The sequence below is a fragment of the Bacillus safensis genome (assembly GCF_039619585.1).
Classification (GTDB): domain Bacteria; phylum Bacillota; class Bacilli; order Bacillales; family Bacillaceae; genus Bacillus; species Bacillus safensis.
In genome coordinates, this window is sequence record NZ_CP154909.1 from 2,912,951 (window position 1) to 2,937,881 (window position 24,931).

Annotated in this window: 29 protein-coding genes; 11 read left to right on the top strand and 18 right to left on the bottom strand. The window is 42.2% G+C overall.

Going from position 1 to position 24,931, the window contains the following annotated elements:
- Positions 1-18: 18 nt before the first annotated feature.
- The 8 genes from AAYR28_RS15065 to AAYR28_RS15100 form a co-directional block, all read right to left on the bottom strand.
- Positions 19-321 carry a thioredoxin family protein gene (locus AAYR28_RS15065; protein ID WP_024426005.1) on the bottom strand — a complete coding sequence of 101 codons (303 nt, stop codon included), beginning with the start codon at positions 319-321 and terminating at the stop codon, positions 19-21.
- Positions 322-333: 12 nt separating this feature from the next.
- Positions 334-678 (bottom strand): toprim domain-containing protein, encoded by a 345-nt coding sequence (locus AAYR28_RS15070; RefSeq protein ID WP_034281437.1) that lies wholly within the window; start codon positions 676-678, stop codon positions 334-336.
- 131 nt (positions 679-809) lie between these two features.
- Positions 810-1,046, bottom strand: a complete 237-nt coding sequence (locus AAYR28_RS15075) for a YusG family protein (protein ID WP_024423405.1) — start codon at positions 1,044-1,046, stop codon at positions 810-812.
- A 44-nt stretch (positions 1,047-1,090) separates the two neighbouring features.
- Positions 1,091-1,474 carry a glycine cleavage system protein GcvH gene (gene gcvH / locus AAYR28_RS15080; RefSeq protein WP_008347039.1) on the bottom strand — a complete coding sequence of 128 codons (384 nt, stop codon included), beginning with the start codon at positions 1,472-1,474 and terminating at the stop codon, positions 1,091-1,093.
- A 66-nt stretch (positions 1,475-1,540) separates the two neighbouring features.
- A complete protein-coding gene (locus AAYR28_RS15085; protein ID WP_024423406.1) occupies positions 1,541-1,897 on the bottom strand; it encodes an arsenate reductase family protein in 357 nt (118 codons plus the stop codon).
- A gap of 110 nt (positions 1,898-2,007) precedes the next feature.
- The gene (locus tag AAYR28_RS15090) at positions 2,008-3,789 is read right to left on the bottom strand and encodes an acyl-CoA dehydrogenase family protein (RefSeq protein ID WP_070326002.1); all 1,782 of its coding nucleotides are present in this window, start codon (positions 3,787-3,789) and stop codon (positions 2,008-2,010) included.
- Positions 3,790-3,803: 14 nt separating this feature from the next.
- Complete coding sequence (locus AAYR28_RS15095) at positions 3,804-4,979, bottom strand: acetyl-CoA C-acetyltransferase (RefSeq protein ID WP_024426007.1); 1,176 nt, start codon at positions 4,977-4,979, stop codon at positions 3,804-3,806.
- 12 nt (positions 4,980-4,991) lie between these two features.
- On the bottom strand, positions 4,992-7,379 hold the full coding sequence (locus AAYR28_RS15100) for a 3-hydroxyacyl-CoA dehydrogenase/enoyl-CoA hydratase family protein (protein WP_061110057.1): 2,388 nt from the start codon (positions 7,377-7,379) through the stop codon (positions 4,992-4,994).
- 199 nt (positions 7,380-7,578) lie between these two features.
- Between AAYR28_RS15100 and AAYR28_RS15105 the strand changes: the two genes are divergently transcribed.
- Genes AAYR28_RS15105 through AAYR28_RS15115 form a run of 3 tightly spaced genes read left to right on the top strand, consistent with a single transcriptional unit; the run spans position 7,579 to position 8,353 of the window.
- Positions 7,579-7,716 (top strand): YuzL family protein, encoded by a 138-nt coding sequence (locus AAYR28_RS15105; RefSeq protein ID WP_003212904.1) that lies wholly within the window; start codon positions 7,579-7,581, stop codon positions 7,714-7,716.
- Between the two features lie 44 nt (positions 7,717-7,760).
- Positions 7,761-7,994: a hypothetical protein gene (locus AAYR28_RS15110; protein ID WP_224426662.1), complete on the top strand. Its 234-nt coding sequence runs from the start codon at positions 7,761-7,763 to the stop codon at positions 7,992-7,994.
- An 11-nt stretch (positions 7,995-8,005) separates the two neighbouring features.
- Positions 8,006-8,353 carry a spore coat protein gene (locus AAYR28_RS15115; RefSeq protein WP_024423410.1) on the top strand — a complete coding sequence of 116 codons (348 nt, stop codon included), beginning with the start codon at positions 8,006-8,008 and terminating at the stop codon, positions 8,351-8,353.
- 33 nt (positions 8,354-8,386) lie between these two features.
- Here AAYR28_RS15115 and AAYR28_RS15120 read toward each other — a convergent pair whose 3' ends face one another.
- From AAYR28_RS15120 to AAYR28_RS15130, 3 genes are all read right to left on the bottom strand, one after another.
- A complete protein-coding gene (locus AAYR28_RS15120; protein ID WP_024423411.1) occupies positions 8,387-8,638 on the bottom strand; it encodes a YusU family protein in 252 nt (83 codons plus the stop codon).
- A gap of 71 nt (positions 8,639-8,709) precedes the next feature.
- Positions 8,710-9,540 (bottom strand): ABC transporter ATP-binding protein, encoded by an 831-nt coding sequence (locus tag AAYR28_RS15125; RefSeq protein ID WP_008347057.1) that lies wholly within the window; start codon positions 9,538-9,540, stop codon positions 8,710-8,712.
- Positions 9,541-9,686: 146 nt separating this feature from the next.
- A complete protein-coding gene (locus AAYR28_RS15130; RefSeq protein WP_176544474.1) occupies positions 9,687-10,133 on the bottom strand; it encodes a YusW family protein in 447 nt (148 codons plus the stop codon).
- A 113-nt stretch (positions 10,134-10,246) separates the two neighbouring features.
- On the opposite strand from AAYR28_RS15130, the gene AAYR28_RS15135 reads away from it, so the two are divergent.
- Entirely contained in the window at positions 10,247-11,089 is an 843-nt protein-coding gene (locus tag AAYR28_RS15135) for an oxidoreductase (protein WP_101676461.1), read from the top strand.
- 46 nt (positions 11,090-11,135) lie between these two features.
- On the opposite strand, the gene AAYR28_RS15140 is transcribed toward AAYR28_RS15135, so the two are convergent.
- Positions 11,136-12,542 carry a S1C family serine protease gene (locus tag AAYR28_RS15140; RefSeq protein ID WP_034280859.1) on the bottom strand — a complete coding sequence of 469 codons (1,407 nt, stop codon included), beginning with the start codon at positions 12,540-12,542 and terminating at the stop codon, positions 11,136-11,138.
- A gap of 327 nt (positions 12,543-12,869) precedes the next feature.
- Between AAYR28_RS15140 and AAYR28_RS15145 the strand changes: the two genes are divergently transcribed.
- Positions 12,870-13,544, top strand: a complete 675-nt coding sequence (locus AAYR28_RS15145; RefSeq protein WP_034280861.1) for a response regulator transcription factor — start codon at positions 12,870-12,872, stop codon at positions 13,542-13,544.
- Positions 13,541-14,872 (top strand): HAMP domain-containing sensor histidine kinase, encoded by a 1,332-nt coding sequence (locus AAYR28_RS15150; RefSeq protein WP_061110059.1) that lies wholly within the window; start codon positions 13,541-13,543, stop codon positions 14,870-14,872. The genes AAYR28_RS15145 and AAYR28_RS15150 overlap by 4 nt, the downstream gene beginning before the upstream one ends.
- Positions 14,873-14,892: 20 nt before the next feature.
- On the opposite strand, the gene spxO is transcribed toward AAYR28_RS15150, so the two are convergent.
- Positions 14,893-15,057 carry an anti-adapter protein SpxO gene (gene spxO / locus AAYR28_RS15155; protein ID WP_003212782.1) on the bottom strand — a complete coding sequence of 55 codons (165 nt, stop codon included), beginning with the start codon at positions 15,055-15,057 and terminating at the stop codon, positions 14,893-14,895.
- Between the two features lie 192 nt (positions 15,058-15,249).
- On the opposite strand from spxO, the gene AAYR28_RS15160 reads away from it, so the two are divergent.
- Complete coding sequence (locus tag AAYR28_RS15160; RefSeq protein WP_034280864.1) at positions 15,250-16,128, top strand: TetR/AcrR family transcriptional regulator; 879 nt, start codon at positions 15,250-15,252, stop codon at positions 16,126-16,128.
- Positions 16,129-16,609: 481 nt separating this feature from the next.
- On the opposite strand, the gene fumC is transcribed toward AAYR28_RS15160, so the two are convergent.
- Complete coding sequence (gene fumC, locus AAYR28_RS15165) at positions 16,610-18,004, bottom strand: class II fumarate hydratase (RefSeq protein WP_342492065.1); 1,395 nt, start codon at positions 18,002-18,004, stop codon at positions 16,610-16,612.
- An 89-nt stretch (positions 18,005-18,093) separates the two neighbouring features.
- Positions 18,094-18,261, bottom strand: a complete 168-nt coding sequence (locus AAYR28_RS15170) for a YvzF family protein (RefSeq protein WP_003213147.1) — start codon at positions 18,259-18,261, stop codon at positions 18,094-18,096.
- 112 nt (positions 18,262-18,373) lie between these two features.
- Between AAYR28_RS15170 and AAYR28_RS15175 the strand changes: the two genes are divergently transcribed.
- The 4 genes from AAYR28_RS15175 to AAYR28_RS15190 are packed head-to-tail and all read left to right on the top strand — an operon-like array spanning position 18,374 to position 22,403.
- Positions 18,374-19,798, top strand: a complete 1,425-nt coding sequence (locus AAYR28_RS15175; protein WP_070326006.1) for a spore germination protein — start codon at positions 18,374-18,376, stop codon at positions 19,796-19,798.
- Positions 19,785-20,879, top strand: coding sequence for a GerAB/ArcD/ProY family transporter (locus AAYR28_RS15180; protein WP_034280869.1), 1,095 nt, complete (start codon positions 19,785-19,787; stop codon positions 20,877-20,879). Before AAYR28_RS15175 ends, AAYR28_RS15180 begins: the two co-directional genes overlap by 14 nt.
- Positions 20,876-21,997, top strand: a complete 1,122-nt coding sequence (locus tag AAYR28_RS15185) for a Ger(x)C family spore germination protein (RefSeq protein ID WP_081124817.1) — start codon at positions 20,876-20,878, stop codon at positions 21,995-21,997. The genes AAYR28_RS15180 and AAYR28_RS15185 overlap by 4 nt, the downstream gene beginning before the upstream one ends.
- Positions 21,998-22,034: 37 nt before the next feature.
- The gene (locus AAYR28_RS15190) at positions 22,035-22,403 is read left to right on the top strand and encodes a hypothetical protein (protein WP_034280872.1); all 369 of its coding nucleotides are present in this window, start codon (positions 22,035-22,037) and stop codon (positions 22,401-22,403) included.
- A gap of 42 nt (positions 22,404-22,445) precedes the next feature.
- Here the strand turns inward: AAYR28_RS15190 and AAYR28_RS15195 are convergent, their stop codons facing one another.
- From AAYR28_RS15195 to liaF, 3 genes are read right to left on the bottom strand one after another with little or no spacing between them, the layout of a single operon-like run.
- Positions 22,446-23,081 carry a response regulator gene (locus tag AAYR28_RS15195; RefSeq protein WP_024423423.1) on the bottom strand — a complete coding sequence of 212 codons (636 nt, stop codon included), beginning with the start codon at positions 23,079-23,081 and terminating at the stop codon, positions 22,446-22,448.
- Positions 23,078-24,142, bottom strand: coding sequence for a two-component system sensor histidine kinase LiaS (gene liaS, locus AAYR28_RS15200; protein ID WP_034280874.1), 1,065 nt, complete (start codon positions 24,140-24,142; stop codon positions 23,078-23,080). The genes AAYR28_RS15195 and liaS overlap by 4 nt, the downstream gene beginning before the upstream one ends.
- Positions 24,139-24,930 (bottom strand): cell wall-active antibiotics response protein LiaF, encoded by a 792-nt coding sequence (gene liaF / locus AAYR28_RS15205; protein WP_170825847.1) that lies wholly within the window; start codon positions 24,928-24,930, stop codon positions 24,139-24,141. The genes liaS and liaF overlap by 4 nt, the downstream gene beginning before the upstream one ends.
- Between the last annotated feature and the right edge of the window lies 1 nt (position 24,931).

Consider the following 24,931-nt stretch of genomic DNA (forward strand, 5'->3'; position numbering starts at 1 on the left):
ATATGACAAAAAACCGCTTTATTTAGCGGTTTCAATCATTTCATGAAGATATGGAACTGAGTGAAAGGCATAGCCTTTTTGCACCAATTCACCTTTTTTAAACAGGAGAAAGCAAGGAACACTCTCAATTTCAAATGCTTTCGCAAAGCCTGGTGAATAGTTTAAATTGTTTTCGTAAAATGGTACATCCGGCTGCATGGCGTCTACGACTGCCAGCATTTTCTTTGCCAGCTGGCATGTTCCGCAAAACGGTGTATATAAGTATAAAAGAAATAAATCGTCCTCTATCTCCTTGAATTCGTGTTCTTCAATCTCTTTCATATACGTCCACCCTCATAAATATTTCGAATGAACATCAATGTTTGCAGCTAATAGGATAGATGCAATGTGGGCTGACGGTGAAGCGGCCACTTCGCGGTACGTTCTGTCGACAAAAAGATGAAGTGCTTCAGGGAATTCTTTTCGAAATTGCTTCCGCAGTTTGTCGCCTGCATCGTCACTGTCAGCTAATATGTAAACGTCTTTCCCCAATAAATCGTCCACAAGCTGATCCAGCTTCGATGTACTGATCGTGCCATTGGTGCAAATGATGGTAACAGGTTCACTTATGACTTCTTTTAACTTTTGTTTGTCTGTTTTACCTTCTACAATGATGACCTTTTCTATCTCGACATTCATCACGATCACCCGGCCCTTTTGACGTTGATTCACTTCTTCCTTAGATTACAATCTTTCATTCAGGTTGTAAAGATTGGGCGCCTCGTCATCAAAAAGACTGCAGCTTCTGTTCACTGCAGTCTCATCTGTGATTAGCACCAGCCATTTTCATCGTCACAGTCAACATATTTTTCTGTCCCATCGGTTAATGTGTCCGTTAAACGATAAAAACGATTTTGATCATAGGAATATCCCGATTTCAGCTCATATTGGTTTTCACTAATCATCGTGCCAATCTCTTCATTTTGATGATAAAGCACCATGCCGCTTTCTTTGAATCGTCCAGTGACATGCTCTGTTATATCCACGTGTTCTTTTTGAAAAGACAAATTGGACACCCCCCATAAAGGTAGAGTGTCCAATTTCTCATGAATTAGTCTTCTTTTGTCATTTCTTCATATTGCTCAGCTGTCATTAAGTTCTCAATTTCAGATGCATCAGCTGGTTCTACCACGATCATCCATGCTTTTTCGTATGGAGAGTCGTTGACGAATTCTGGGCTGTCATCCAGCTCATCGTTCACTTCAACAATTGTGCCATTGATCGGTGCATAAAGTTCAGAAACTGTTTTCACTGATTCTACACTTCCGAAAGGCTCGTCCGCTGTGATTTTGTCTCCTACTTCAGGAAGCTCAACGAACACGATATCGCCCAGCTCAGATTGAGCAAAATGCGTAATACCGATACGCACCTTATCTCCTTCTACTTTGACCCATTCATGTTCTTCTGAATAACGTAAATCTTTTGGTGTGCTCATTCAATACCCCTCCAGTCTTTTCTTACAATCTATATTGAAGATACCACAATCTGAATGAAAGTTACATCATTTCCAGACGCTTTTAAATGTATCTTCATTAAATCCTACCGTGACTCGTTTTCCGTCTGTTGTAATCGGGCGCTTGATCAGCATTCCGTTAGACGCGAGTAATTCTAGCTGCTCGTCCTCTGACATTGCAGGAAGTTGATCTTTCAGCTGCAGCTCCCGGTATTTTTGCCCGCTTGTATTAAAGAATTTCTTCAGCTCTAAACCGCTTTTTTCGTAAAGGGCTTTTAATGTTTCTTTATCAGGCGTCTCTTCGACGATATGTATGCTGTTGATGTCTTTATTGTGTGCTTCCAGCCACTTTTTTGCTTTTCGGCATGTACCACAAGATGGGTATTCGTAAAAATCTAAAGCCACCATTTTCACCTCCTGCAAATTGTGACAACATTTTATCACAAAATATTTTAAAAACCTAAATGTATGCTTACAAAAAGGTGCGGAGTGATATCCGCACCTTTAACCCGCCCTTATACGATATATTTCTCTGCTTCAAAGATTCGTTTTGCCACTTCGCGCTTTTTAGCGATGACATTGATCGGCGTAAATCTTGTCAGCTTGCGAAGGGCTGACAGGCTCATGCGGAGTGAATCTCCTTCCTCCATCGCAATCAAGGATTCTTTTGCATGGGCTTCAATCTTTAAGAAAGCTTCCTGCGTGAAAATTTGTGTGTAAGCAAGCTTTTGTTCATTCTTTTCTGCCCCTGTTGCAGCGATTGCCTTTTCTGTACGCAGAACCGCTGATTCAGCAGCAAAAATTTCATTGACGATATCGGCTATGTTCACAAGAATTTCTTGCTCTTTGTCTAAGGCTTTCCCGTATTTCATGGCTGCCATACCAGCCACCATTAAGGCGATCTTTTTCGCATGGGCGAGCAAATATTTTTCTTGATCGAGCGGCTGATCGCCTGGCTCTTCCGGCATCATCATCATTAGCTCTTCCTGTAAGGTTTGCGCTTTTTGAAGCAGCGGAAGCTCTCCTTTCATCGCTTTCTTCAAGAATGTACCTGGTACAAGCAAACGGTTGATTTCGTTTGTCCCTTCAAAAATCCGGTTAATTCGTGAGTCGCGATAGGCTCTTTCGACCTCGTATTCTTGCATGAATCCATATCCGCCGTGAATCTGCACGCCTTCATCCACAATATAATCTAACGTTTCAGAGCCGAGCACTTTACAGAGAGAACATTCAATCGCATATTCCGCAATGGATTGGGCAATTTGTTTGCCGTCTTTTTGCTCTTCATCACTTAAGAGCCCCATCCGCTGTTCAAATAATCCAACCGTACGGTAAACAGCACTTTCCATCGCATAGAGCTTTGCTGACATATTGGCTGCTTTTTCACCAATTAAGCTGAATTGAGAAATTGGTGTTTTGAACTGCTTACGCTGGTTCGCATATTCTGCCGACAATTGAATGACGCGCTTTGATGCACCGATTGTGCCGACTGCCAGCTTATAGCGCCCAATATTCAAAATGTTAAACGCAATCACATGACCTCTGCCAGCTTCACCGAGCAAATTCTCCTTCGGTACTTGGGCATCTTCAAGAATCAATGTTCTTGTCGATGATCCTTTAATACCCATTTTTTTCTCTTCAGGCCCCGTTTTGACACCTGGAAAATCCTTTTCGACGATAAAAGCAGAGAAGTGTTCACCATCAATCTTCGCATACACAACAAAGACATCGGCAAATGCGGAGTTTGTGATCCACTGCTTTTCTCCATTGAGGACATAATGGGTACCTGCTTCATTCAGAACTGCCGTTGTTTTTGCTCCAAGAGCGTCAGAGCCTGATCCTGGCTCAGTGAGTGCGTACGCTGCAATGGTTTCACCAGAGGCGAGTCCAGGCAGGTACGCTTCCTTTTGCGCTTGATTTCCGAAGAGCACGATCGGCAGAGAACCAATACCAACATGAGCGCCATAGGAAAGTGAGAAGCTTCCTGCTCTAGCGAATTTTTCAGTAATGATCGCTGAACTGATTTTATCTAATCCAAGCCCGCCGAATTCCTCAGGCACATCAGCTCCAAGCAGCCCAAGCTCACCAGCCTTTTTGAGAAGCCTGACCGAATGCTCGAACTCATGGTTTTCAATTTGATCAATATGCGGAACAACATCTTGTAAAATATAATCCTCTGTTGTTTTTCCAATCATTTGATGTTCATCAGAGAAATCCTCCGGTGTAAAAATATGCTCATAATTCGTCTCATCAATTAAAAAGCTTCCACCCTTTTTTACATCTTCCAATGCTTTCATCCTGATTTCCCCCTTTAGATCAATTCAAAAATGCCTGCTGCTCCCATGCCCCCGCCGATACACATTGTGACAATGCCAAATTGCTCGTTTCGCCGTTTCATTTCATGAATCAGTGACAGCGTTAGTTTCGTTCCTGTACAGCCGAGCGGATGTCCGAGCGCAATGGCCCCGCCATTGACATTCACCTTTTCCTCATCAATTCCTAAATGGCGAATGACTTGAATTGCCTGAGAAGCAAACGCTTCGTTTAATTCAAACAGGCCAATATCCTTCAGCTCAAGTCCAGCGATTTTCAGCGCACGCGGAATGGCTTCAACCGGACCGATTCCCATCACTTCAGGCGGTACACCGCCAACAGCAAATGCTCTGAATTTAGCGAGCGGCTGAAGAGAAAGTGAGGATGCTTTCTCGCGGTCCATCATCATCACACACGCAGCCCCGTCACTTGTCTGCGAAGAGTTCCCTGCGGTCACCGTGCCTTTTGTTGAGAAGGCTGGACGCAATGTGGAAAGAATCTCCTCCGTTGTACCTGCTCTCACACCTTCATCCTGTGAGAACGTGAATTGATGCTCTTCTAATTGATATTGCTCTCCTACTCGTCGCTCTGTTACATCAACAGGCACAATTTCATCTGAAAATTTCCCTTCTTGAAGTGCCTTTGCTGCCTTTTGATGACTCCTCACCGCAAAGGCGTCCTGATCTTGACGTGTGACCTGATACTTTTGCGCCACTTGCTCTGCCGTGTGCCCCATGCTCATGTAGTATTCAGGCGCTTGCTCTGCCAAGAGAGCATTTGGACGAATGGAATGCCCCATCATCGGCACCTGCGACATCGATTCGACTCCTCCGGCTAAAATCGTGTCTGCCTGCCCGAGCATAATACGTTCACCCGCATAAGCGATAGATTGAAGACCAGACGAGCAGTAACGGTTTATGGTGATGGCAGGTACTGTATAAGGCAGTCCCGCTAATGCTCCAATATTCCGGGCCACATTTAACCCCTGCTCTGCTTCTGGCGTTGCACAGCCAATGATTAAATCATCTATCTGTCCGTCGTATTCACCGGCACGCTTTAACGTTTCTTTTACACATAATGCGCCCATATCATCAGGCCGGACATGTTTTAACGATCCTTTTTTCGCCTTTCCTACTGGTGTTCTTGCGCCAGCGACAATGACTGCTTCTCTCATTTTGACTCCCCCTTAGTTACGTAAAGGTTTTCCTTTGACGAGCATGTGCTGCATACGTGCCTGTGATTTCACTTCTCCTACAAGACTTAAAAAGGCTTCTCTTTCAAGCTCTAATAAATATTGCTCCTCTACCTCGGTTCCAAATGGCAGTTTCCCGCCGGAAATGACATGAGCTAATTTTTTTACAATGGTCATGTCATGCTCTGAAATGTATCCAGACAGTCTCATATTTTCAGCAGCCAAAATCATCGCTGCATAGCCTGTTTCTCCCATGACCGGCACCTTTTGCTTGAGCGGCGCACGATAACCGGCTTCATCAAGAGAGAGCACCAGTTGTTTTGCATCATAGATCAGGTGATCCCCGTTCATACTGATCCGGTCGTTCACGCGGAGCATGTTCATATCCCGCGCTTCCTCAGCTGAAGTTGATACTTTTGCCATCGCAATTGTTTCAAATGTTTTCAGCGTGGCATCCTGTATAGCCGTCTGCGACGGCTTCATTGACCCTTGCAGGTGACGAAGATATAACTCTTTGTTTCCGCCGCCTCCTGGAATCAGTCCTACTCCCGCTTCCACAAGTCCCATGTACGTTTCGCTGGACGCCTGTATAGCTGCTGCCGGCAGACAAACTTCTGTTCCGCCTCCTAATGTCATCCCAAACGGTGCGGCTACGACTGGGCGCTCGCTATATTTGACCTTCATCATCGCCTGCTGGAAGCGCCTGATCACAAAGTCAATCTCAAAGAAATTATCGTCCTGTGCTTCCATTAAAATCAGGGCAAGGTTTGCGCCAACACAGAAGTTCTTCCCTTGGTTTCCGATGACAAGCCCTTTATAATTCTTTTCCGTCTCATCAACAGCGCGATTGATCATATCAATGACATCTAGTCCAATGGCATTGCTTTTAGAATGAAATTCGAGCAAGGCGACATCATCACCAATATCGATCAGGCTCGCACCAGAATTTTTGAAGATGACGTCATGTTTCTTTTTCAATCTAGCTAAAGAAATATGTTTGTCGTTTCCTTTTTCCTGTTCATAAGCCCCGTTATGATAAAACGCTCGCACTCCATCAGCATTCTCTTGATAGAATGTCTCGTGTCCTTTTGACAGCATGTCTTGCACCCATGCTGGAATAATGCGGCCTTCTGCTTCCATGCGTTCGGCGGCTTTTTTGACACCTATTGCATCCCACAGCTCAAATGGGCCGTGCTGCCAGCCGAATCCCCATTTCATGGCGTTATCGATAGACTGAATATCATCCGCAATTTCACCTTTTAGATGAGCTGAATAAAGAAGTACGGGCGCTGTCATATTCCAAAGTAGTTGCCCTGCACGACCATCCTGATAAATAAGCGCTTTCAACTTTGCTTTTGCACCCTTTTGCTGTTTCGCCATTTCAATGCCTGGATCTTTTAGCTTTGTGCGTTCACCATATGTGAGCGTCACTGGGTCAAGCTCTAAAATGACCTTCCCATTTTTTTGATAAAAACCTTGGCCTGCCTTGCTGCCAATCCATCCTTTTTCGAGCATTCTTTCAATAAACTCAGGCAGCTGAAAAATCTCTTTTTCCTTTCCTTCTACCTGTTCATATACGTTTCGTGCCACATGAGAAAACGTGTCGAGCCCCACGACATCAAGTGTACGGAAGGTCGCACTTTTCGGTCTTCCAATGAGGGGCCCTGTGACAGAATCCACTTCTCCGATGGTGTATTTGTTCTCAAGCATTTCACGCACTGTGACAAGAAGTCCATAAGTGCCAATGCGGTTTGCAATAAAGTTCGGTGTGTCTTTTGCTTCAACCACCCCTTTGCCGAGTACATCCTCGCCAAATGTTTTCATAAATGACAGTACTTCTGGATCTGTTTCTTGAATAGGAATGATTTCTAAGAGCTTTAGATAACGAGCTGGGTTAAAAAAATGTGTGCCTAAAAAGTGGCGTTTAAAATCATCTGATCGGCCTTCTGCCATTTTTTCAACTGAAATACCGGATGTATTGCTTGATACGATGCTTCCTTCTTTGCGGTGTTCGTCGATGAGAGAGAATACGTGTTGTTTGATGCTGAGCTTTTCAGTGACGACTTCAATGATCCAGTCAGCATCGTGTAATAAGGAAAGGTGGTCTGTGAGATTTCCCGGTGTGATGTATGATAGGTTTTTTGCTGAAGTAAGAGGTGCTGGCTTTTGCTTTAATAATTTTTTCATCGCTTCTTGACTTAATCGATTCCGAACACTAGGGTGATCAAGCGTCCGCTTTTTCGCCGTTTCTTCCTTTGTCAGTTCATTTGGCACAATATCTAGCAGTGTAACTGGTATCCCAATATTGGCTAAATGTGCAGCAATGCCTGAGCCCATGACACCTGAACCAATGACAGCCGCCTTGCGAATATGTTTGCCCATAAATATCCCCCTAAACATTTTGAATGAACAGTCATTCATTTTTTGTCCAAAAAAAAGCAATGCCTCTTTCTTTATCTTAAAAGATTTTCCGAAACAGTTCAATAGCAGATTTCAAAAATTTACACATTCTCGTGTGCCTCCGTTTGCGGCGTATGAATTACAGATGAGAGGGAATTGTAAGAATGGAGGTGATGTCCACATGTCTCGTTTGAAGAAAAACCCATCGAAAGCAGGCGTAAGTGCTGCAAGTGTAAAAGGAAACGCAGGTCCATCACAGGAAGCAGACCTTGGCGGGAAAAAAACCAGTCAAAATCAGCAATATAAAAAGAATCAGTAAGGAAACAAATTCGTAAGGAGGAACACAAGTTGAACAATCAGCAAATGAATATGCCCCCAGAAGTCATTTCAGTGAAGGATTCCTTGTACTTAGAGGATATGCTCAACTGGAACTTGATCGCCATGAAAAAGGCTCATTTTATGGCCGAGCATTGCCAGGACCAAACCTTGAAACAAGAATTGAATCAAGTTGGGCAAATGCATCATCAGCATTACACACAAATTCTTCAGCATTTAGGCAGCTCAGGGCAAGGCCAGTCTACTGGCTTTATGCAATAGGAGGAAAAAACATGGAACAGCAAAACCAACAAAAAATCGGGAATCCACAAACTCCCGTTCCCACAACAACCAACATGAACGATCGTGATTTTGTCACAGATCTCTTGTCGACTGAAAAATATATGACAAGTGGATACAACACAGCGCTCAATGAATTCAGTCATGAATCTCTTTATCAGGATATTCAGCGAATTGCACTGGAAACACAGAAAACACAAAGACATTTATATGATGTCATGTTCCGATATGGCTGGTATTCTGTTGAAGCCGCTGATCAGCAAAAGCTCCAGCAGGCACACCAGAAATTCCAGCAAACACTGACAGATCAATCGCCGTACGGTTCATCACAAATGTCATAAGAAAAAAACTGCCAGTCTAGTGCTGGCAGTTTTTTAACGGTCTTTATTGGCGCGATGAGCTTCGTTCAACTGTTTGATCCGTTGAATCGTGTGTTTGATTTCTTCTTTTGCTTCTGGATACGTTTCATTGAAATGCTTTGCTAGCGGCGGCATGCTTTTTGCAATATGAGAGTAGATCACCCACTGTTTCACATCTTGTTTCAGCTCGTCTGTTGATTCACCAAGCAGCAGCTCTGTATATTTATCAAGCAAGCCTTCCAGCTTTTCATCTAATTCATTTCCCATTGATATTCCGCTCCTTTTTCAGAAAAAAGCCTGACTCTGTGAGATACAGATGTCAGGCTTTTGACATACGATTATCTTGCAGCAAGAAATGTTTCAGCTTGCGCTTGCTGCACAATACAGCGTCCTCTACCGTGCGGAATACATAATGGTGTTCCAAATAAAGGATCTGTTGTCACTTGGCAATTCATATCAAAGACATTTTTCACGAGATCACAATTAATCACTGTTTCTGGTCTGCCTTCTGCATAGATTGACTTGTCTTTAATCGCCACAAGATGATGAGCATATCTGCATGCAAGATTGAGGTCATGAAGAACCATCACAATTGTGCGCTGCTCTTTCTCATTTAAATCAAACAGAAGGTCCAAAATTTCGATTTGATGTGTCATGTCTAAATATGTCGTCGGCTCATCTAACAAAATAATATCGGTCTCTTGGGCCAGCGTCATCGCAATCCATGCACGCTGCCTTTGTCCACCTGATAATGAATCAACGGTCCGATCAGCAAGGTCTTCCATCTTTGTTGACTTTAATGCGCGGTTCACTGCTTCTTCATCTTGCTTCGACCACTGCTTCAGCCAATTTTGATAAGGATATCTGCCTTGCTTCACTAACTGATGCACGGTTAATCCTTCTGGCGCTTCTGGTCCTTGTGGAAGAATGGCGAGTTGTTTTGCTACTTCTTTTGTAGGTAATTTTGCAATGGAATGACCTTCAAGCAGGACAGAACCACCCATTGGCTTCATGAGACGGGCCAAAGAGCGAAGTAGCGTGGATTTACCGCATCCATTACTGCCAATAAATACTGTGATTTCACCCTTAGGGATTGATACATTTAGTTCATCGATGATCATTGTTTCTCCGTAGCCTAAGCTTAAACCTTCAGTAGAAATGGCACTCATTCCGCTCAAACGCTCCTTTTCTCATCCAAATTTTTATATGAAATATCGTCTATGTACAGACGTAAAAGATCACTTATCTCAATTTAGTGTATCAGATTTAAGTGATCTTGAAAATCATTTTCAATTAAAAAATGAGAAACTCTCGTTTATTTCTTCCTTTGGAATGTACGTTTGGTCCCATCTTCTAGCTTCAGATCGATCTGTATCCGCTGATAATCATCATCTAAATTAAAAGCAGCTAATAGTTCCTTTACATACACTTCATTGATCTTTTCACTAGGAATCGACATATCATTCAGCTTCATCTTCATTTCGCGCAAGGCTTCTTCTCCTTCATAGCGGACCCCATTCATATGATCACGGATGATCGCTTCCTCTTTGCCTCTTGCCTGACGATAAGTCGCTTCGTATAATTCGTTTTTCTGTCCATATTGTACATGCAGATGCACATGCTGAAATGGCAGTTCCTTCATTTGAACAGCTGACAGACTTTCTGCTTCTGCTTCATGTGTTTGTTGTAACGGTTCAACTGATTGACAGCCGGACAGCATAAAGAGCAGCACTCCTATTCGTCCCGCCTTCTTCCAACACATCATGTGTTTCCTCCTATTTCACAGCATCGCTTTTTATTCTTCTCCAAGCTCCTTTTCGTTATTCAATAAAACATCGCACTATGATAAATTGAAACAAAAAGGAGAATGGGATGATGAAAAGAACAGCCATTGTAACTGGTGCCAATAGCGGCTTTGGCAAGCTCATCACGATGCGTCTCGCCAAGCGGGGCTATACAGTGATTGCCGGCGTCAGACAGGAAACCAATGCCAAAAAGCTCGCTGAAGAAATTGATCAAGACTCTTTATCTGGCATGATACATATTGAAGCGTTAGATGTGACCGATACGCAGTCGATTCAAGCATTTCAGAAGAAGCTTCATGCCTATGCACCCATTACCCTGCTTGTGAACAATGCGGGAACAGCCTTTGCTGGTTTTGCGGAGGAGGTTCCTGTCGACACGTACCGCCAGCAATTTGAAGTGAATGTCTTCGGTGTGATGGAAATGACCCAAGCAGTGCTGCCGTTTATGACGAGTGGTGCAAAGATTTTCAATATGAGCAGCATCAGCGGATTAATGGGGATGCCTGCACTTTCTCCATATGTATCGTCTAAGTTTGCGTTGGAAGGCTATACAGAAAGCTTGCGGATTGAACTGGCTTCGTTCGGTATACAGGCGGCCTTGATCGAGCCGGGCTCTTTCCAGACGAATATTTGGAACACCTCCATGAAAGAGCAAATGATTCAGCCAGCAGAAGGATCGAAATACACAAAACTCTATCAAAAGATGATGGCCCATATTGATGCCCAGAAATCCAACTATGGAGATCCTCGTGAAGTGGCAGAGCTTGTTGTACGATTAGCAGAAAAGAAGCGGCTGAAACGGCTGAGATATCTTGTTGGAAAAGGCGTACGGCTTTCATTCACAGCAAAGCAGCTTCTGCCTTGGAACATGTGGGAACGGATCATACTACGTACACTCTCTTCAAAAAAATAAGCACAAAAAAACAGGTGGATATGTTGACATCCACCTGTTTTTTTATTTATTCGCTATCTGACTGTCCAAGGGTAATATCTAGATTTTTGTTCTTTCCTTCACGGATGACAGTCATTGTGGTTTTATCGCCGACTTTTGTTTCTTTGTAAAGAATTTCTTTCAGCTGAGAGCTGTTCACTACGTCTTTCCCTTTGAACTTGATGATGACATCTCCAGATTTCAAGCCTGCTTTTTGTGCAGGTGAACCTTTTGAAACATCCTTTACGTAAATGCCTTTGCCGATTTGTTTATCAAATAAGCCGAGCGTATTTTCCTGATATGTCTCAGGCACTTGCTCAAGGTCAATCATTTGTACGCCAAGGTATGGACGTTCAACTTTTCCATTTTTCAACAGCTCATCTACAATCGGTTTGACATCGTTACTTGGGATCGCAAATCCGAGTGATTCCACACCGCTTTCGCTGATTTTCAAGCTGTTGATGCCAATGACTTGACCGTCAGTATTGATCAGTGGCCCCCCGCTGTTTCCTGGGTTAATCGCTGCATCTGTTTGCAGCACATTCATCTCCACCGTACCAGATGACGTATTTGCTTCTACAGTACGATCAAGACCACTAATAATTCCTTCTGTCACAGTACCTGAGAACTGTGCACCGAGCGGATTCCCAATGGCAATGACTTTATCTCCAGCACGAAGCTTAGAAGAATCACCAAAGCTCGCCACTTTATCAATACCGTCTGCGTTCATTTCAACAACGGCTAAATCTGTCATGACATCACTGCCGACAAGCTTTGCGTCTTTCGTTTTTCCATCATAAAGGGTGACCTTGATTTTATTGGCACCTTCGACAACATGGTTATTTGTAATAATGTACGCTTTTTTGCCATCTTTTTTGAAGATGACACCAGAGCCTGTTCCAGCTTCAGCTTCTGTTTGATCACCGCTCAGGCCAAACGAATTTTGTGTAGATTGATAGTTTGAGACCCCAACAATGGTTGGCTCTAAATCTTCTACCATATCAGCCACATTTGTGGCATTGGTGATTTGTTTTGTCGAGAAATTATCTGAGGCTGCCGGCTCGCTTGATGCTGTCTGCGTTTGCGTGTTGGCAGCTGTATCCTGTGACTGCGGCAAAAGCGGTGTAATGCCAAGTACAAGACCACCGCCAATAATTCCTCCAAGAATCGGGCTCAGCCATGCCGCCTTCCGCTTTTTCTCTTTTTTCGACGCACGGTCATCCACCATTTGAGGAGAATGATTTGTCACACTCTCCTGAGTGGCAGATGCTTCGTTTTCATGCTGGTGAAAAACAAGTTCCTTCTCTTTTTCTGGTGCGTCTATTTGTTTCTCATTCTCTGGATAGGTATCTTTTTGCTGATTCATTTCATTGTCTTGATTCGCGTTTTCATGATGATTCATCTTATTCTCTTCATCTTCTCTTCGGAAATCCATCGCTTGCACTCCTTTACATCATGTTTCATTCATATGTCTAGATAGGACTTCAGGTCCTCTTAATGGAAAGATCATTGAAAAATACTTTATGGCAATATGTCAAATTATATAATACTTATTCATAGAAAAAAAGCAAGGTGCGCACATTGATGAAAAGCACCTATTCATCCGCCTTTTGTCTATGCCCTTTTTTCCCTTGACCTTATCATAATCAAACATTATGGGATAATGATGAGAAGAATATGTGAAATTGTGAAAAAAGCGTGTGATTGTTGACATGCCGCCTTCGTATCCCGTTATAATGACGTTGAGAGGATGTGGAAGACTTTGTCGTACACCATTTATTTAGTTGAAGATGAACAAAATTTAAATGAACTGTTAACCAAATATTTAGAGAGTGAAGGTTGGAATGTCTCCTCTTTTTTAACCGGAGAAGCGGCACGCGAGGCAATGAACAAGCCGCCGCATCTATGGATTTTAGATATCATGCTGCCTGATACAGACGGCTATACCCTCATTAAAGAAATTAAAGCCGCATCACCTGACGTACCGGTCATTTTCATTTCAGCCCGGGATGCAGATATCGACCGTGTCCTCGGTTTAGAGCTGGGAAGCAGTGATTATATTGCGAAGCCGTTTCTTCCGCGTGAGCTGATCATTCGGGTTCAAAAGCTGCTGGAGCTTGTGTATAAAAACAGCGATACACCGCAGCAAAGCGTCACTTCAGTTTCTTCTTATGTCATTCATGAGGATGTAAGAGAGGTCTATGAAGAGGGACAGCTCATTAACTTAACTTCTAAGGAATTTGACTTGCTGCTTTTATTTACACATCACCAGGGACATGCTTTTTCTCGTGAAGATATCCTCGTCAAGATTTGGGGACACGATTACTTCGGGACAGATCGTGTGGTGGATGACCTTGTCAGACGGCTGCGCAAAAAAATGCCCGACTTAAAGGTCGAGACCATCTATGGATTTGGCTATAGGATGCTGAAAGGATGAAGAACAAACCGCTCGCTTTTCAAATTTGGGTCGTGATCTCTGGCATTTTGCTCACCATTTCCATTGTCCTGATTATTCTATTTTCCAATACATTACGTGACTTCTTCACAAATGAAATTTATAAAAATATCGAAAATGAACAGCAAGTGCTGACAGAATATCCATTGAACCGAGACGGCTCGCCAAAATCGACACCGGAAAACCGCTCCGTGCAGCACATTTTGATCCCATCAGATGAATTAGATCAAATGGCGCAGTTTTTTCCGCATGCTTTTATTGAGAAAATCCAATCGTTTGTGAAAAAACAGAAAAGCGCAACGAAACGGTATTCTGAAGAGGTGAACGGCCAGCATATCTTTTTTGTCATCAAAAAGGTATCATCAGGCAATACACAATATATTCTTCTGTCCTATGCACCAGATTCTTATCGAGATGACCTGTCCTTTACGCTGTTTAAACAGCTGATCTTTATCTTAGGCACCGTTATTTTACTAAGCTGGATTCCATCGATTTGGCTTGCCCGCTATTTATCCCGACCAATCGTTGCGTTTGAAAAGCACGTCAAACGGATTGCACAAGAGGACTGGGACGATCCTGTCATCGTTGACCGGCAAGATGAAATTGGCAAACTTGGTCATACCATTGAAGAAATGAGACAAAAACTCATTCAAAAAGATGAAACAGAACGGACACTTTTGCAGAATATTTCACATGACTTAAAGACACCTGTCATGGTCATCCGCGGCTACACTCAGTCCATTAAAGATGGTATTTTTCCTAAGGGAGATCTTGAACAAACGGTGGAAGTCATTGAAGGTGAAGCGGAAAAGCTTGAGAAGAAAATCAAGGATCTGCTGTACTTAACAAAGCTTGATTATTTATCAAAACAACATCCCGCACATTCTTCCTTCCTACTCAGTAATACGATGCTGGAAGTGGTCGACCGAATACGCTGGTCGAAAAATGAATTGCAGTGGAACGTGGACTTAGATGATGAGGCTGCTCTTGAAGGCGATCCAGAACAATGGAGTAAATTATTTGAGAATGTACTAGAAAATCAACTTCGGTACGCAAAAAGTAAGATTGATATTCAGATGAAACAGGAAGAGGATCAAATCCGCATTGTCATTCGTAATGACGGTCCTCCAATTGAAGAACATATGCTGTCCAACCTATACGAGCCTTTTAGTAAGGGAAAAAAGGGCGAATTCGGTATTGGATTAAGCATTGTCAAAAGAATTCTTTCAATGCATCAAGCGTCCATATTTATTGAAAATGATGATCTAGGTGTACGTTATACAATTATGGTTCCAAAGAAGAGACTGTAGGTTTTTGACCGCAGTCTTTTTTAGATGAATGAATACCCATTGAAATCACGGTATGTGGCTTTGATCTTTTTGCCAGCTTGATACATCCATTTCTTTTCAATGGTTGTCTCTTTCGGCATTTTGACTTTTTCTACTTGAATCCCTTTTGTTCGCAGGCGTCTAATCATATCATCGATTTCTCTCATGGAACATCATCCTTTCACATATTTTGACCAGTTGGTCACCTTACTTTATAATATAAAGAATTACACTGTAAAAAACAAGTTACAATCTGATTAATTTTTGAAAACTTTCGTCGTTTATGACCGATAAGTCACATCTCTTTGCGCACGTTTCCTAAGACATTTGTCTCTCGGTAAGAAAGGATGACATTCATTTTGAAAAAGAAAGAAAAAATGATCATTGAGGCTGGCATGAAATTATTTGCCAGCAAAGGCTATAACACAACGTCTGTTCAGGAAATTGCAGATGAATGCCACATGTCAAAGGGTGCTTTTTATCTTTATTTTAAATCAAAGGAAGCACTGCTCATTTCGATCCTTCATTACTATTATGATAAGGTATTTACCCGGATTCATGAGGTTCAAACAGAGGGCGGCACACCAAAAGAAGCCTACCGCAAACAGCTCACTGTCTATTACGATAATATTTTGCAGCAAAAGGATTTTATTAAAATGCAGCTGAGCGACAGGGCGCTTCCATTGAATGAAGAAACGCAGCAGCTCGCAAAACAAATTAGGCTTGCAACCATCCAGCTTCACATCGATAACATTAAACAAGTGTATGGAGACGCTGCTATTCCATATATGGCTGATTTATGTTTGACGATTGAGGGCATGAGCCACGTTTATTTCGAGCTTGCCATTTTATATGATTTTCAGCTGGAAGCAGAAGAGCTTGCCAAAACCATGATTCATCGTATCGATGATTTGATGGGCGGTATGATGAAGCGAAATGATCTTCCTCTCATTTCTGTAGATCAAGCGAGCGATTGGTTTGGCCCAATTTATGAACGGTCATTCGATCCGCTCACAGAATCTCTTTTAAAGGAATTAAGAGAGATTGCTGAAGCACACTATGAAGTGAAAGACGAGCCTGAGTTATTTGAAGCGCTTGGCATCCTGGAAAATGAATTAAACAAACAAAAACCAAGACAAGTCATCGTGAAAGGCATGCTGTACCAATTGAAATTATATGCACCGCTTCAAACCAATTCTGATTCACTTTTGCGTATTTTGAAAGAGGATCATTTGTAAAACCCAGGGGATGCCCTGGGTTTATTGTTGTGATAAAAAATCAAAATCCTTATGTGTCAGTTCAGGAAGTTTGCTGGCTTGAACTCTATTTAGTAAGTCATCTACATATCTTTGAACAGCAAGCATGTCACAAGGAAAATCAAATTCAAATTCTTCCTCTATCGACAGTGTGTCCATACAATACGAACAGGTTGGTTTAAAGCCTAGCATATCGTTATTGAAACTTAGAACATCTTCATACGACTATTCTGACAGCTCAAAATGAGAGATCAAAAATATATCAATATGATTCACACCCTCGGGCCGTCTTTGATCAATATATAACAAAAAAGCTGACTCCTCCGTATCTGGGGACATTACTTGAAAGAATTCAACATCACGTGTCCGCAGCCATCTAATAAATCTTGTCTTTATTGTTCTCACAACTATTCACCTCAAATATCTTCCCACATAAAAACCAGGGGCAGCCGCCCCTGGTTTCTTATTTTGCTTTCGGTGTCACCATTTCCTCTGGTTTCACAAATTGCTCGAATTGCTCTTCAGTTAACAGCTCTAATTGAAGTGCTGCTTCTTTTAGTGTTAATCCTTCTTTGTGCGCAAGCTTTGCAATTTTCGCTGCATTTTCATATCCGATGTGCGGGTTTAGTGCCGTCACAAGCATCAATGAATTGTTCAAGTTTTCCTCAATCGTTTCAAGGTTTGGTTCGATTCCAACTGCACACTTGTCATGGAATGAGTTCATACCGTCAGCAAGTAGTTCAACTGATTGCAGGAAGTTATAAATGATGACTGGCTTAAATACGTTCAGCTCAAAGTTTCCTTGGCTTGCCGCAAAACCGATTGTGGCATCATTCCCCATGATTTGCGCTGCAATCATAGTTAATGCTTCACTTTGGGTTGGGTTGACTTTTCCTGGCATAATGGAGCTTCCCGGCTCATTTTCAGGAATGATCAATTCGCCAATTCCGCAGCGAGGACCACTTGCAAGCCATCTTACATCATTGGCAATTTTCATTAAATCAGCTGCAAGTGCTTTTAAGGCACCGTGTGCATACGTAATTTCATCATGGCTTGTCAGCGCATGGAATTTGTTTGGTGAAGAATTGAAAGTTTGACCTGTCAGCTGGCTGATTTCCTCAGCAACATATTGACCGAACTCAGGATGTGCGTTAATTCCTGTACCAACAGCAGTTCCGCCAATGGCTAATTCTCTCATTTTTTCAGTTGATTCTAGAATCATTTCTTTTGAACGATCCAGCATGTATACCCAGCCGCTAATCTCTTGACCAACTGTCAGCGGTGTTGCATCCTGCAAGTGCGTACGGCCGATTTTCACAATCTCTTGATACGCTTTTGCTTTCTCATCAAGAGTTGTTCTTAACTGGTCAATTGCAGGCAGCAATTTTTTGTACACAGCTAAAACAGCTGCCACGTGCATAGCCGTTGGGAATGTATCATTTGAGCTTTGGCTGCGGTTAACGTCATCATTCGGGTGAATGCTGAACTCGCTATTTTTATCTTTCAAGTAAGCAGTTGCTCTGTTTGCAACGACTTCGTTCATGTTCATGTTACTTTGTGTTCCACTGCCTGTCTGCCAAACAACAAGCGGGAAATGCTCGTCATACTTTCCGCTGATGATATCATCACATACAGCAGCAATTGCTTCTGCTTTTTCGCTTTCAAGGTTGCCAAGTCGTTCGTTCGCAATCGCTGTGCTACGTTTCAAAATTGCAAACGCATTCACAACTTCCTTTGGCATTTTCTCAGAACCGATTTTGAAATTTTCTTTGCTTCGTTGTGTTTGTGCACCCCAGAACTTGTCCTTTGGCACTTTGATTTCGCCCATTGTATCTTTTTCGATTCTAAATTCTGTCATTATGTATCCCTCCATAGCTTCTCATCACTCAACTCTATTCTATACAAAAAACGAAAATCCTTTAAGCGTTTTCAATTAAAATTTTATCTTTATTTTAATTTTAGTTCAATATAAACGCGAACATCCTTCGAATATTTGTATTTTGGGTTCGTTTTTCCGTAATCCTTTGATGTATAGGTCACCTCATAATGCTTGTCAAATGACTGTAGAATACGGTCGATCTCCTCTTTTGTTCCTGCTAAACGAATCTGTGCCATCTTGTTTCCTCCAAAACCCTCATTCTTTCTTTTACCACAAAATAATGTAACACAGAATATTGTTTTTTCAAGCAGGTAATGCTAAGAAAAAGATTTGAGGCGGGTGACCAGAATGAATCAGACTCCATTAAAAGAGCACTTATACGATAATCTCTCCGTCATCCTTCCACAATTAAAAGAAATGGACGATTTGGTCCATGAGAAAAAAACACTGCCTCACGGACAGGTGGTTTACTATTTATACATAAAAGAAATGAACGAAACGATGGAGATTCAAACCTTTTTAAAGCTGCTTCTCCAAGATCATACGTCTCTCACAAAAGAGAAGCTGGAATCCAATTTATCGATGATGACCACCCGTTCGGTGAAGACCTCCGAGGAATTGGTCGATGCGATTTTTGAAGGGCATTGTGTGGTACTGATTAACGGATTTCAGCATGCGTATATTTTAGAAACGCATGGAACGAAGAAACGCAGTATAGGTGATGCTACCTCTGAAACAATTGTGAGAGGCCCGAAAATTGGCTTTATTGAAGATTTAGATACGAACTTAGCTCTTGTGAGGCAGCGCTTGAAAAACCCCGATCTTAAAACCGTCGACATGAAAATTGGTCAAAAAAAGTACACCCAAGTGACCATCATGTACATTGACGGTATGGCTCAATCGTCTGTTTTAAAAGAAGTGAAAAAAAGGCTCAAACAGGTCACGATTGATGATATACAAGATTCTGGTGTTCTTGAGGAACTGATTGAGGACAATGTGTACTCGCCTTTCCCGCAAATCCAAAACACAGAACGGCCGGATAAAGTGGCATCTGCTTTAAATAATGGACGTGTCGCCATTTTTGTTGATCATTCACCTTTTGTGTTAATTGTACCTGCTTCTCTCGCGACGATTATGCAATCACCTGATGATTATTATGAAAGGTGGATCGCCGCCTCTCTCATTCGTATGCTGCGGTTTACCTCTATCTTTCTGACATTATTTTTATCAGCCATTTATATTGCGCTTGTGTCCTTCCATCAAGGACTTTTACCAACAACACTGGCTATTTCGATCTCAAGTACAAGAGAAAATGTCCCCTTTCCGCCTATTGTGGAGGCACTCATCATGGAGATAACGATTGAGCTGCTGCGGGAAGCTGGTTTAAGGCTGCCAAATCCGCTCGGTCAAACGATTGGACTTGTAGGCGGAGTCGTCATTGGGCAGGCGGCCGTTCAGGCTCATATTGTGAGCTCGATTATGGTGATAATCGTCAGTGTGATTGCCCTTGCTTCCTTTACTGTGCCTCAATACGGGATGGGCATGTCGTTTCGCGTGCTCCGCTTTGTGTCCATGTTTACGGCAGCTACTTTGGGTTTATATGGGATTGTGCTGTTCATGCTCGTTCTCCTTACCCATTTAACACGGCAAAAAAGTTTTGGTACGCCTTATTTTTCGCCAGACTTTGTGTTCAGCTATAAAAATGAAGACAATTCCATCATTCGATTGCCTTTGAAAAATCAAAAGAAAGGAGAACGATATGGTCAATCATAAAGAGTCGATCACCAGCTATCAGGCAAGTGCCATTATTGCCAATACAACATTAGGTGCAAGTATGATGATTCTGCCCAGAGCAATGGCACAGGCTGCAACTACACCTGATGGCTGGATTGCACTCTTACTCATGAGCGTCATTTACATTGTATTTATTTTTGTGAATGTCCTTATGATGAAAAAAGTCCCCTTCTCCTCTTACTATGATTATACAAATGAGGGGCTTGGAAAGTGGATTGGTGCTCTTGCTAACCTGCTCATTATTGTTTATTTTCTTGGCGTTGCCAGCTATGAAGTACGGGCTATGTCAGAAATGGTGAAGTTCTTTCTGCTTCAAAACACACCTGTAGCGGTGACAATGATCAGCTTTATTTTGGTTGGTCTTTATCTCGTAGTCGGCGGGATTGGTGATTTTGCCAGACTGTGCCCTTTTTTCCTCATTGTGACCTTGATTATCTTATTTGTTGCATATGGACTCAGTGTTCAAGAATTTAAGTTAGATAACCTCCGGCCTGTTTTAGGAGAGGGATTCTCCCCTGTCTTCAAATCCCTTAACGCATCAGCCATTTCGTTTGTCGGCATTGAAATGATGCTGTTTATGCCTGTCTATATGAACACGCAAAAACACACCTTTGCTTATGGCGCAATCGGCTTTTTGATTCCTGCGATCATCTATATTTTCACTTATATTCTTGTGGTTGGTGCGTTCACGGTGAAAGAAACTGCGACGTTGACTTGGCCGACGATTGCTTTATTTCAATCGTTCGATATACAGGGGATTTTTATTGAGCGAATTGAATCTTTTTTGCTTATCGTTTGGCTTGTTCAGCTTTATACGAGCTTTGTAGGATATACGTTTTTTGCTGCAATGGGGGTATCCAAACTAACAAAATTACCCAAAAAAGTCGTACTCACGTTGATGGGAATTGTCATCTACTTTGCCGCCGTTTTCCCAAAGGATGTTGATACAGTGCGTGATTATTTAACCTATGTGAACCATTTATTTTTCCTTTTATTCGGCATCCTCCCGTTTCTCTTATTTATCATCGTGTTTTTTAAAAGGAGGCGGAAAGCAGCATGAAAAAAAAGGCGGCCTTTGCATACCTGGCCCTTGTTCTATTAAGTGGATGCTGGGATAGTACCAATATTGAGGAGCTCAACATGGCGATTGGTTTTGGCTTAGATAAAGGAGATGACGGTCATAAGCTTAAAATATCTATGCAAGTCCTTGTTCCTCAAAAAATTGAGCAAGAATCCAGCGTAAAAGACCCAACAAAGATTATTGAAACTAGTGGTGATTCCGTACATCAAATATTCCGAACAACAACGCTCAAGAGTCACCGGATTTTCGCCCAGCAGCTGAGGGTGTATTTATTTTCTGAGGAGCTCATCAATGAGAATAATTTCGACCTCGTCATTAATCAATTTATTCGCGACAATGAAACACGGAGAGGAAGCCTTGTCTTTATGACTTCTGAGAAGCCTGGGGACTTGCTGAAAATCAATGACGATGGACAGCCAGCTTCTTCTACATTATATGATATTTCTAGGAATACTAAATCGACTATACGTATGCTCAAGCCCGCTTCATTAGGAGATATTTCTTCTGCTATGCAAAACAACGTATCTTTTGCTGTTCCGAAAGTCGGTGTGGATCAAGGGAAATTAATGCTGGACGGAGCCTCTATTATAAAGAACAGACGATTTCTCACCAACATCTCTCCGTTAGCCGTGCAGTCGTATAACCTGTTGACCGGAGACGGAGAAGGCGGAGTCATTGAATTTGAATATGATCACAGCATCTATTCTTTTGAGATTTTTAAACTGAAACACAACATTGAAACGAATAAAACAGCCAGCGGAAAATATCAATTTAATGTGTCAGTGGCGCTTGAAGGAAGATTATCTGAGGATTGGAATGAGCGGGAAAATGCATTTAATGAAAAGTATCTCCAAGAGATTGAAGGTGTTGTGGAGCGTCGATTAGAGAAAAACGTAAAAGATTTCATTGGGGAATTACAGCATGAGATCAAAGCAGATATTTGCAGGTTTTATCAAAAAGCGAGTATTGCGTATCCAAAGGACTTTCGAAAAGAAGCGAAGCATTGGGATGAAATATTTAGTGAATCGGACATTCGTTACAAAGCAAATGTGAAAATCCGTGACTTCGGGACTAAGGGCGCAACACAATCTTTATAGAGTATGTTAAAATGGTAAGAAAAAAAGGGTGTCAATCATGAAACGAGCTTTACTTTCGGCCGGCATTCTATTTTTGATTCTAGGGATACTTCTGTTAATCGTTGTATTCACGCAATCAAAAGAAGATTTCTTCATTGAAGCCGACAGCTTTTCAAGCACATTTTTGATCGTGGTTTATTATGGACAAACCCCTGCGCTCCTTCTGTTGGGAGGCGGATTATTCGTCGGACTTTCACAGATCATTGATTTGCAGGAAAAAAAAGCGGCAGCAGCAAAGGAGAGCGTAAAGCTTTTATCCGAAATGAAGAAAACCCTGGAAGAAAAACCGGCCAAGGAGCAGGAGGCTTTTCCAGTTCCTGAGCTCCATCAACTATCCGAACGTCCGATCACAGGACAGAAGGACTAATTTTACGCATGTTCTAGCAGCTTTCACTTGAAAGCTGTTTTTTTATTGAATCAGCTTATGACGGTGCGCATACACAGCCGCCTGCGTTCGATCTTCCACATCAAGTTTGGAAAGAATGTTGGTAATATGGGTCTTCACCGTTTTAATTGTAATAAATAATTCCTCGGCAATGACCTTATTCGATTTCCCATCCGCAATCAGCTTCAAGATCTCCATTTCTCTTGCCGTTAATGAATCGTGAAGGATGGACCCATTTGATGAATGACGGAGTTTATTCATGACCTTTCCAGCCACTTTTGATTCAAGTCTTGGTTCGCCGATACTTGCAGATCTGATGGCATCAGCAATTTCTCCTGCCTTGGATGTTTTTAATAAATAGCTTAAAGCACCCGCCTCAATCACTGGATAGACTTTATCATCGTCAATAAAGCTCGTCAGAACGATAATCTTGGCATCTTCAATTTCCTGACAAATTCTTTTCGTTGCTTCGATGCCATCCATCCCCTCCATGACAAGATCCATTAAAATCACATCTGGCTTTAATTCAACGGCTAGCTCTACACCTTTTTGTCCATCTGACGCTTCACCAATGACTTCAATATCAGCCTGCGCCTCTAAAAAGGCCGCAAGACCCATTCTCACCATTTCGTGATCGTCGATTAAAAGCACTCGAATCATCGAACGTTCTCTCCTTTTCCTTCATCAAAAATGGGAACCTTCACATCAATTTGTGTGCCTTTTCCCTCAAATGACATAATCTCTGCGACACCGCCTACTTCACTTGTTCTCTCTCGAATCGATTCAAGTCCGTAGGAGGCTGTCTTCACATGGTCTGTTTGAAAGCCGATACCATTATCAATAATCTTTAGCTGCACTTGCCGGTTTCTTATGAGCAGGCGCACAGTTACCTTTGTCGCCTTTGCATGCCTAAATACATTAGACAGGGCTTCTTGCACAATTCGGAAGAGGTGGTCCTCTACTCCTTTAGATAACGGAACATCATCTTCGATTTCCCAATCAATATCAATCGGCTGCTTTGCTTGAAATTCATTTAGCAGTTCAATTAAGCCTTTTTTCAGGTCTTTTCCTTCTAGCGTGATCGGTCTTAGATGAAGCAGAAGAGCACGCATCTCATTTTGTGCATCGCCAGCCATTCGTTCGACAAGCTGCATTTGCTTTAATATCTTTTCATCCTTTTCCTTCATGCCTTCAAGAATAGCTGAAGTCATCATCGAAATCGCAAATAACTGCTGACTGACCGCATCATGGAGCTCTCGTGCAAGCCGCTGCCGCTCTTCTGAGACGACCGATTTCTTCATTTGAACCTGCCATTCAGCCCGTTCATTTGAAAGCTTTTGCAGAGAGGCTACTTGCCCTTCCACCCGCTTCGCCATTTCATTTAATTGATCGGCGGCTAAGCCAATTTCATCGTCGCCAAGAGACGGCAGTCTGTATGCAAAGTTTCCATTTTCAAATTTCAAAATCGACTCTACAAGCTGATCGAGGCGCTTCTTATGCTGATAGCCAAATACACTCCCGGCAGAAATCCCAATCGCAAGACTAACGATGAGTAAAATACAAAAAAACGGTATGCCAAACCAGCGGGTAGAAAGCAGGATCATCGGATCAAGCTGATAATAAAAAAACATCGGCAGTGTCGTCATCGTCACAACACCGAGCGAGATACCGACGCCAAGACGAACAGATTGCCACTGGAGGCCTAAATGGAATTTCCTCATAAGTATCTCACATCCACATCTCCGATCAATAGAGAGATGGAGATTTTCACTTTTCGTTTGCTCTCATCGTAATCGTTGGTCATCACGTACACTTTACTGCCGAACCCGCTTCTTTTTTCATCTATGATTTTCATATCACCAATCGCGGCGGAAGCACTCACACACACTTCAATATCCTGCGGTACGTAAATATCCACATCTCCGATCAGCCCGCTAATCACGATCGTACTCTCTTCTTCTGCGATGATCGCCTTTGATAAATCGATTTTAACATCGCCAATAAAACCTGAAATCGTCAAATCACTTAATTGAAACGGCTTTTTCATCAGCCTGACTTCACCGATAAAAAAGTCATGCTCTTTGCGCGGCTTTGTCTGGCTTTTTGTTTTTTTCTGATCGTCCTTTTTTTCAAGATTGACTTTCAGTGAAGGCTTCCCGTCGTCTGATGTTTCTTTTTTATCGACATCAAAAACAGGTTTATTTTTCAATAAGCGATAGCCGGCATAAATCAAGAAGGCCGCAAATAAGTAACCTGTTAAACTAAATGTAATATTGAGCAGAAATTTTAAGAAGAGAAAGCCGGCAAAAATATAGGAAACTGAACCGAGCCAACGTTTGGATCGTGAGTGCAGCCAATAACCTGCCAGCGCAAAAAACACAGGCCAAAACAAATCTGCTCCGATCCCAATAATTTTGAGAAATAAATTAATACCAAATATCACGACAATGATGCCTAAAATTTGATTCCTTGTAAAACGCAGTTGACTCGCCTCCTTCCTTTCTTTCATT

What these genes read in the sequence shown, in the direction of transcription:
- AAYR28_RS15065 (WP_024426005.1), bottom strand. Translation starts at nt 321, where the DNA reads ATGAAAGAGATTGAAGAACACGAATTCAAGGAGATAGAGGACGATTTA.
- AAYR28_RS15070 (WP_034281437.1), bottom strand. Translation starts at nt 678, where the DNA reads ATGAATGTCGAGATAGAAAAGGTCATCATTGTAGAAGGTAAAACAGAC.
- gcvH (WP_008347039.1), bottom strand. Translation starts at nt 1,474, where the DNA reads ATGAGCACACCAAAAGATTTACGTTATTCAGAAGAACATGAATGGGTC.
- AAYR28_RS15090 (WP_070326002.1), bottom strand. Translation starts at nt 3,789, where the DNA reads ATGAAAGCATTGGAAGATGTAAAAAAGGGTGGAAGCTTTTTAATTGAT.
- AAYR28_RS15095 (WP_024426007.1), bottom strand. Translation starts at nt 4,979, where the DNA reads ATGAGAGAAGCAGTCATTGTCGCTGGCGCAAGAACACCAGTAGGAAAG.
- AAYR28_RS15100 (WP_061110057.1), bottom strand. Translation starts at nt 7,379, where the DNA reads ATGGGCAAACATATTCGCAAGGCGGCTGTCATTGGTTCAGGTGTCATG.
- AAYR28_RS15105 (WP_003212904.1), top strand. Translation starts at nt 7,579, where the DNA reads ATGTCTCGTTTGAAGAAAAACCCATCGAAAGCAGGCGTAAGTGCTGCA.
- AAYR28_RS15110 (WP_224426662.1), top strand. Translation starts at nt 7,761, where the DNA reads ATGAATATGCCCCCAGAAGTCATTTCAGTGAAGGATTCCTTGTACTTA.
- AAYR28_RS15115 (WP_024423410.1), top strand. Translation starts at nt 8,006, where the DNA reads ATGGAACAGCAAAACCAACAAAAAATCGGGAATCCACAAACTCCCGTT.
- AAYR28_RS15120 (WP_024423411.1), bottom strand. Translation starts at nt 8,638, where the DNA reads ATGGGAAATGAATTAGATGAAAAGCTGGAAGGCTTGCTTGATAAATAT.
- AAYR28_RS15125 (WP_008347057.1), bottom strand. Translation starts at nt 9,540, where the DNA reads ATGAGTGCCATTTCTACTGAAGGTTTAAGCTTAGGCTACGGAGAAACA.
- AAYR28_RS15130 (WP_176544474.1), bottom strand. Translation starts at nt 10,133, where the DNA reads ATGTGTTGGAAGAAGGCGGGACGAATAGGAGTGCTGCTCTTTATGCTG.
- AAYR28_RS15135 (WP_101676461.1), top strand. Translation starts at nt 10,247, where the DNA reads ATGAAAAGAACAGCCATTGTAACTGGTGCCAATAGCGGCTTTGGCAAG.
- AAYR28_RS15140 (WP_034280859.1), bottom strand. Translation starts at nt 12,542, where the DNA reads ATGGATTTCCGAAGAGAAGATGAAGAGAATAAGATGAATCATCATGAA.
- AAYR28_RS15150 (WP_061110059.1), top strand. Translation starts at nt 13,541, where the DNA reads ATGAAGAACAAACCGCTCGCTTTTCAAATTTGGGTCGTGATCTCTGGC.
- spxO (WP_003212782.1), bottom strand. Translation starts at nt 15,057, where the DNA reads ATGAGAGAAATCGATGATATGATTAGACGCCTGCGAACAAAAGGGATT.
- fumC (WP_342492065.1), bottom strand. Translation starts at nt 18,004, where the DNA reads ATGACAGAATTTAGAATCGAAAAAGATACAATGGGCGAAATCAAAGTG.
- AAYR28_RS15170 (WP_003213147.1), bottom strand. Translation starts at nt 18,261, where the DNA reads ATGGCACAGATTCGTTTAGCAGGAACAAAAGAGGAGATCGACCGTATT.
- AAYR28_RS15175 (WP_070326006.1), top strand. Translation starts at nt 18,374, where the DNA reads ATGAATCAGACTCCATTAAAAGAGCACTTATACGATAATCTCTCCGTC.
- AAYR28_RS15180 (WP_034280869.1), top strand. Translation starts at nt 19,785, where the DNA reads ATGGTCAATCATAAAGAGTCGATCACCAGCTATCAGGCAAGTGCCATT.
- AAYR28_RS15185 (WP_081124817.1), top strand. Translation starts at nt 20,876, where the DNA reads ATGAAAAAAAAGGCGGCCTTTGCATACCTGGCCCTTGTTCTATTAAGT.
- AAYR28_RS15190 (WP_034280872.1), top strand. Translation starts at nt 22,035, where the DNA reads ATGAAACGAGCTTTACTTTCGGCCGGCATTCTATTTTTGATTCTAGGG.
- AAYR28_RS15195 (WP_024423423.1), bottom strand. Translation starts at nt 23,081, where the DNA reads ATGATTCGAGTGCTTTTAATCGACGATCACGAAATGGTGAGAATGGGT.
- liaS (WP_034280874.1), bottom strand. Translation starts at nt 24,142, where the DNA reads ATGAGGAAATTCCATTTAGGCCTCCAGTGGCAATCTGTTCGTCTTGGC.
- liaF (WP_170825847.1), bottom strand. Translation starts at nt 24,930, where the DNA reads ATGAAAGAAAGGAAGGAGGCGAGTCAACTGCGTTTTACAAGGAATCAA.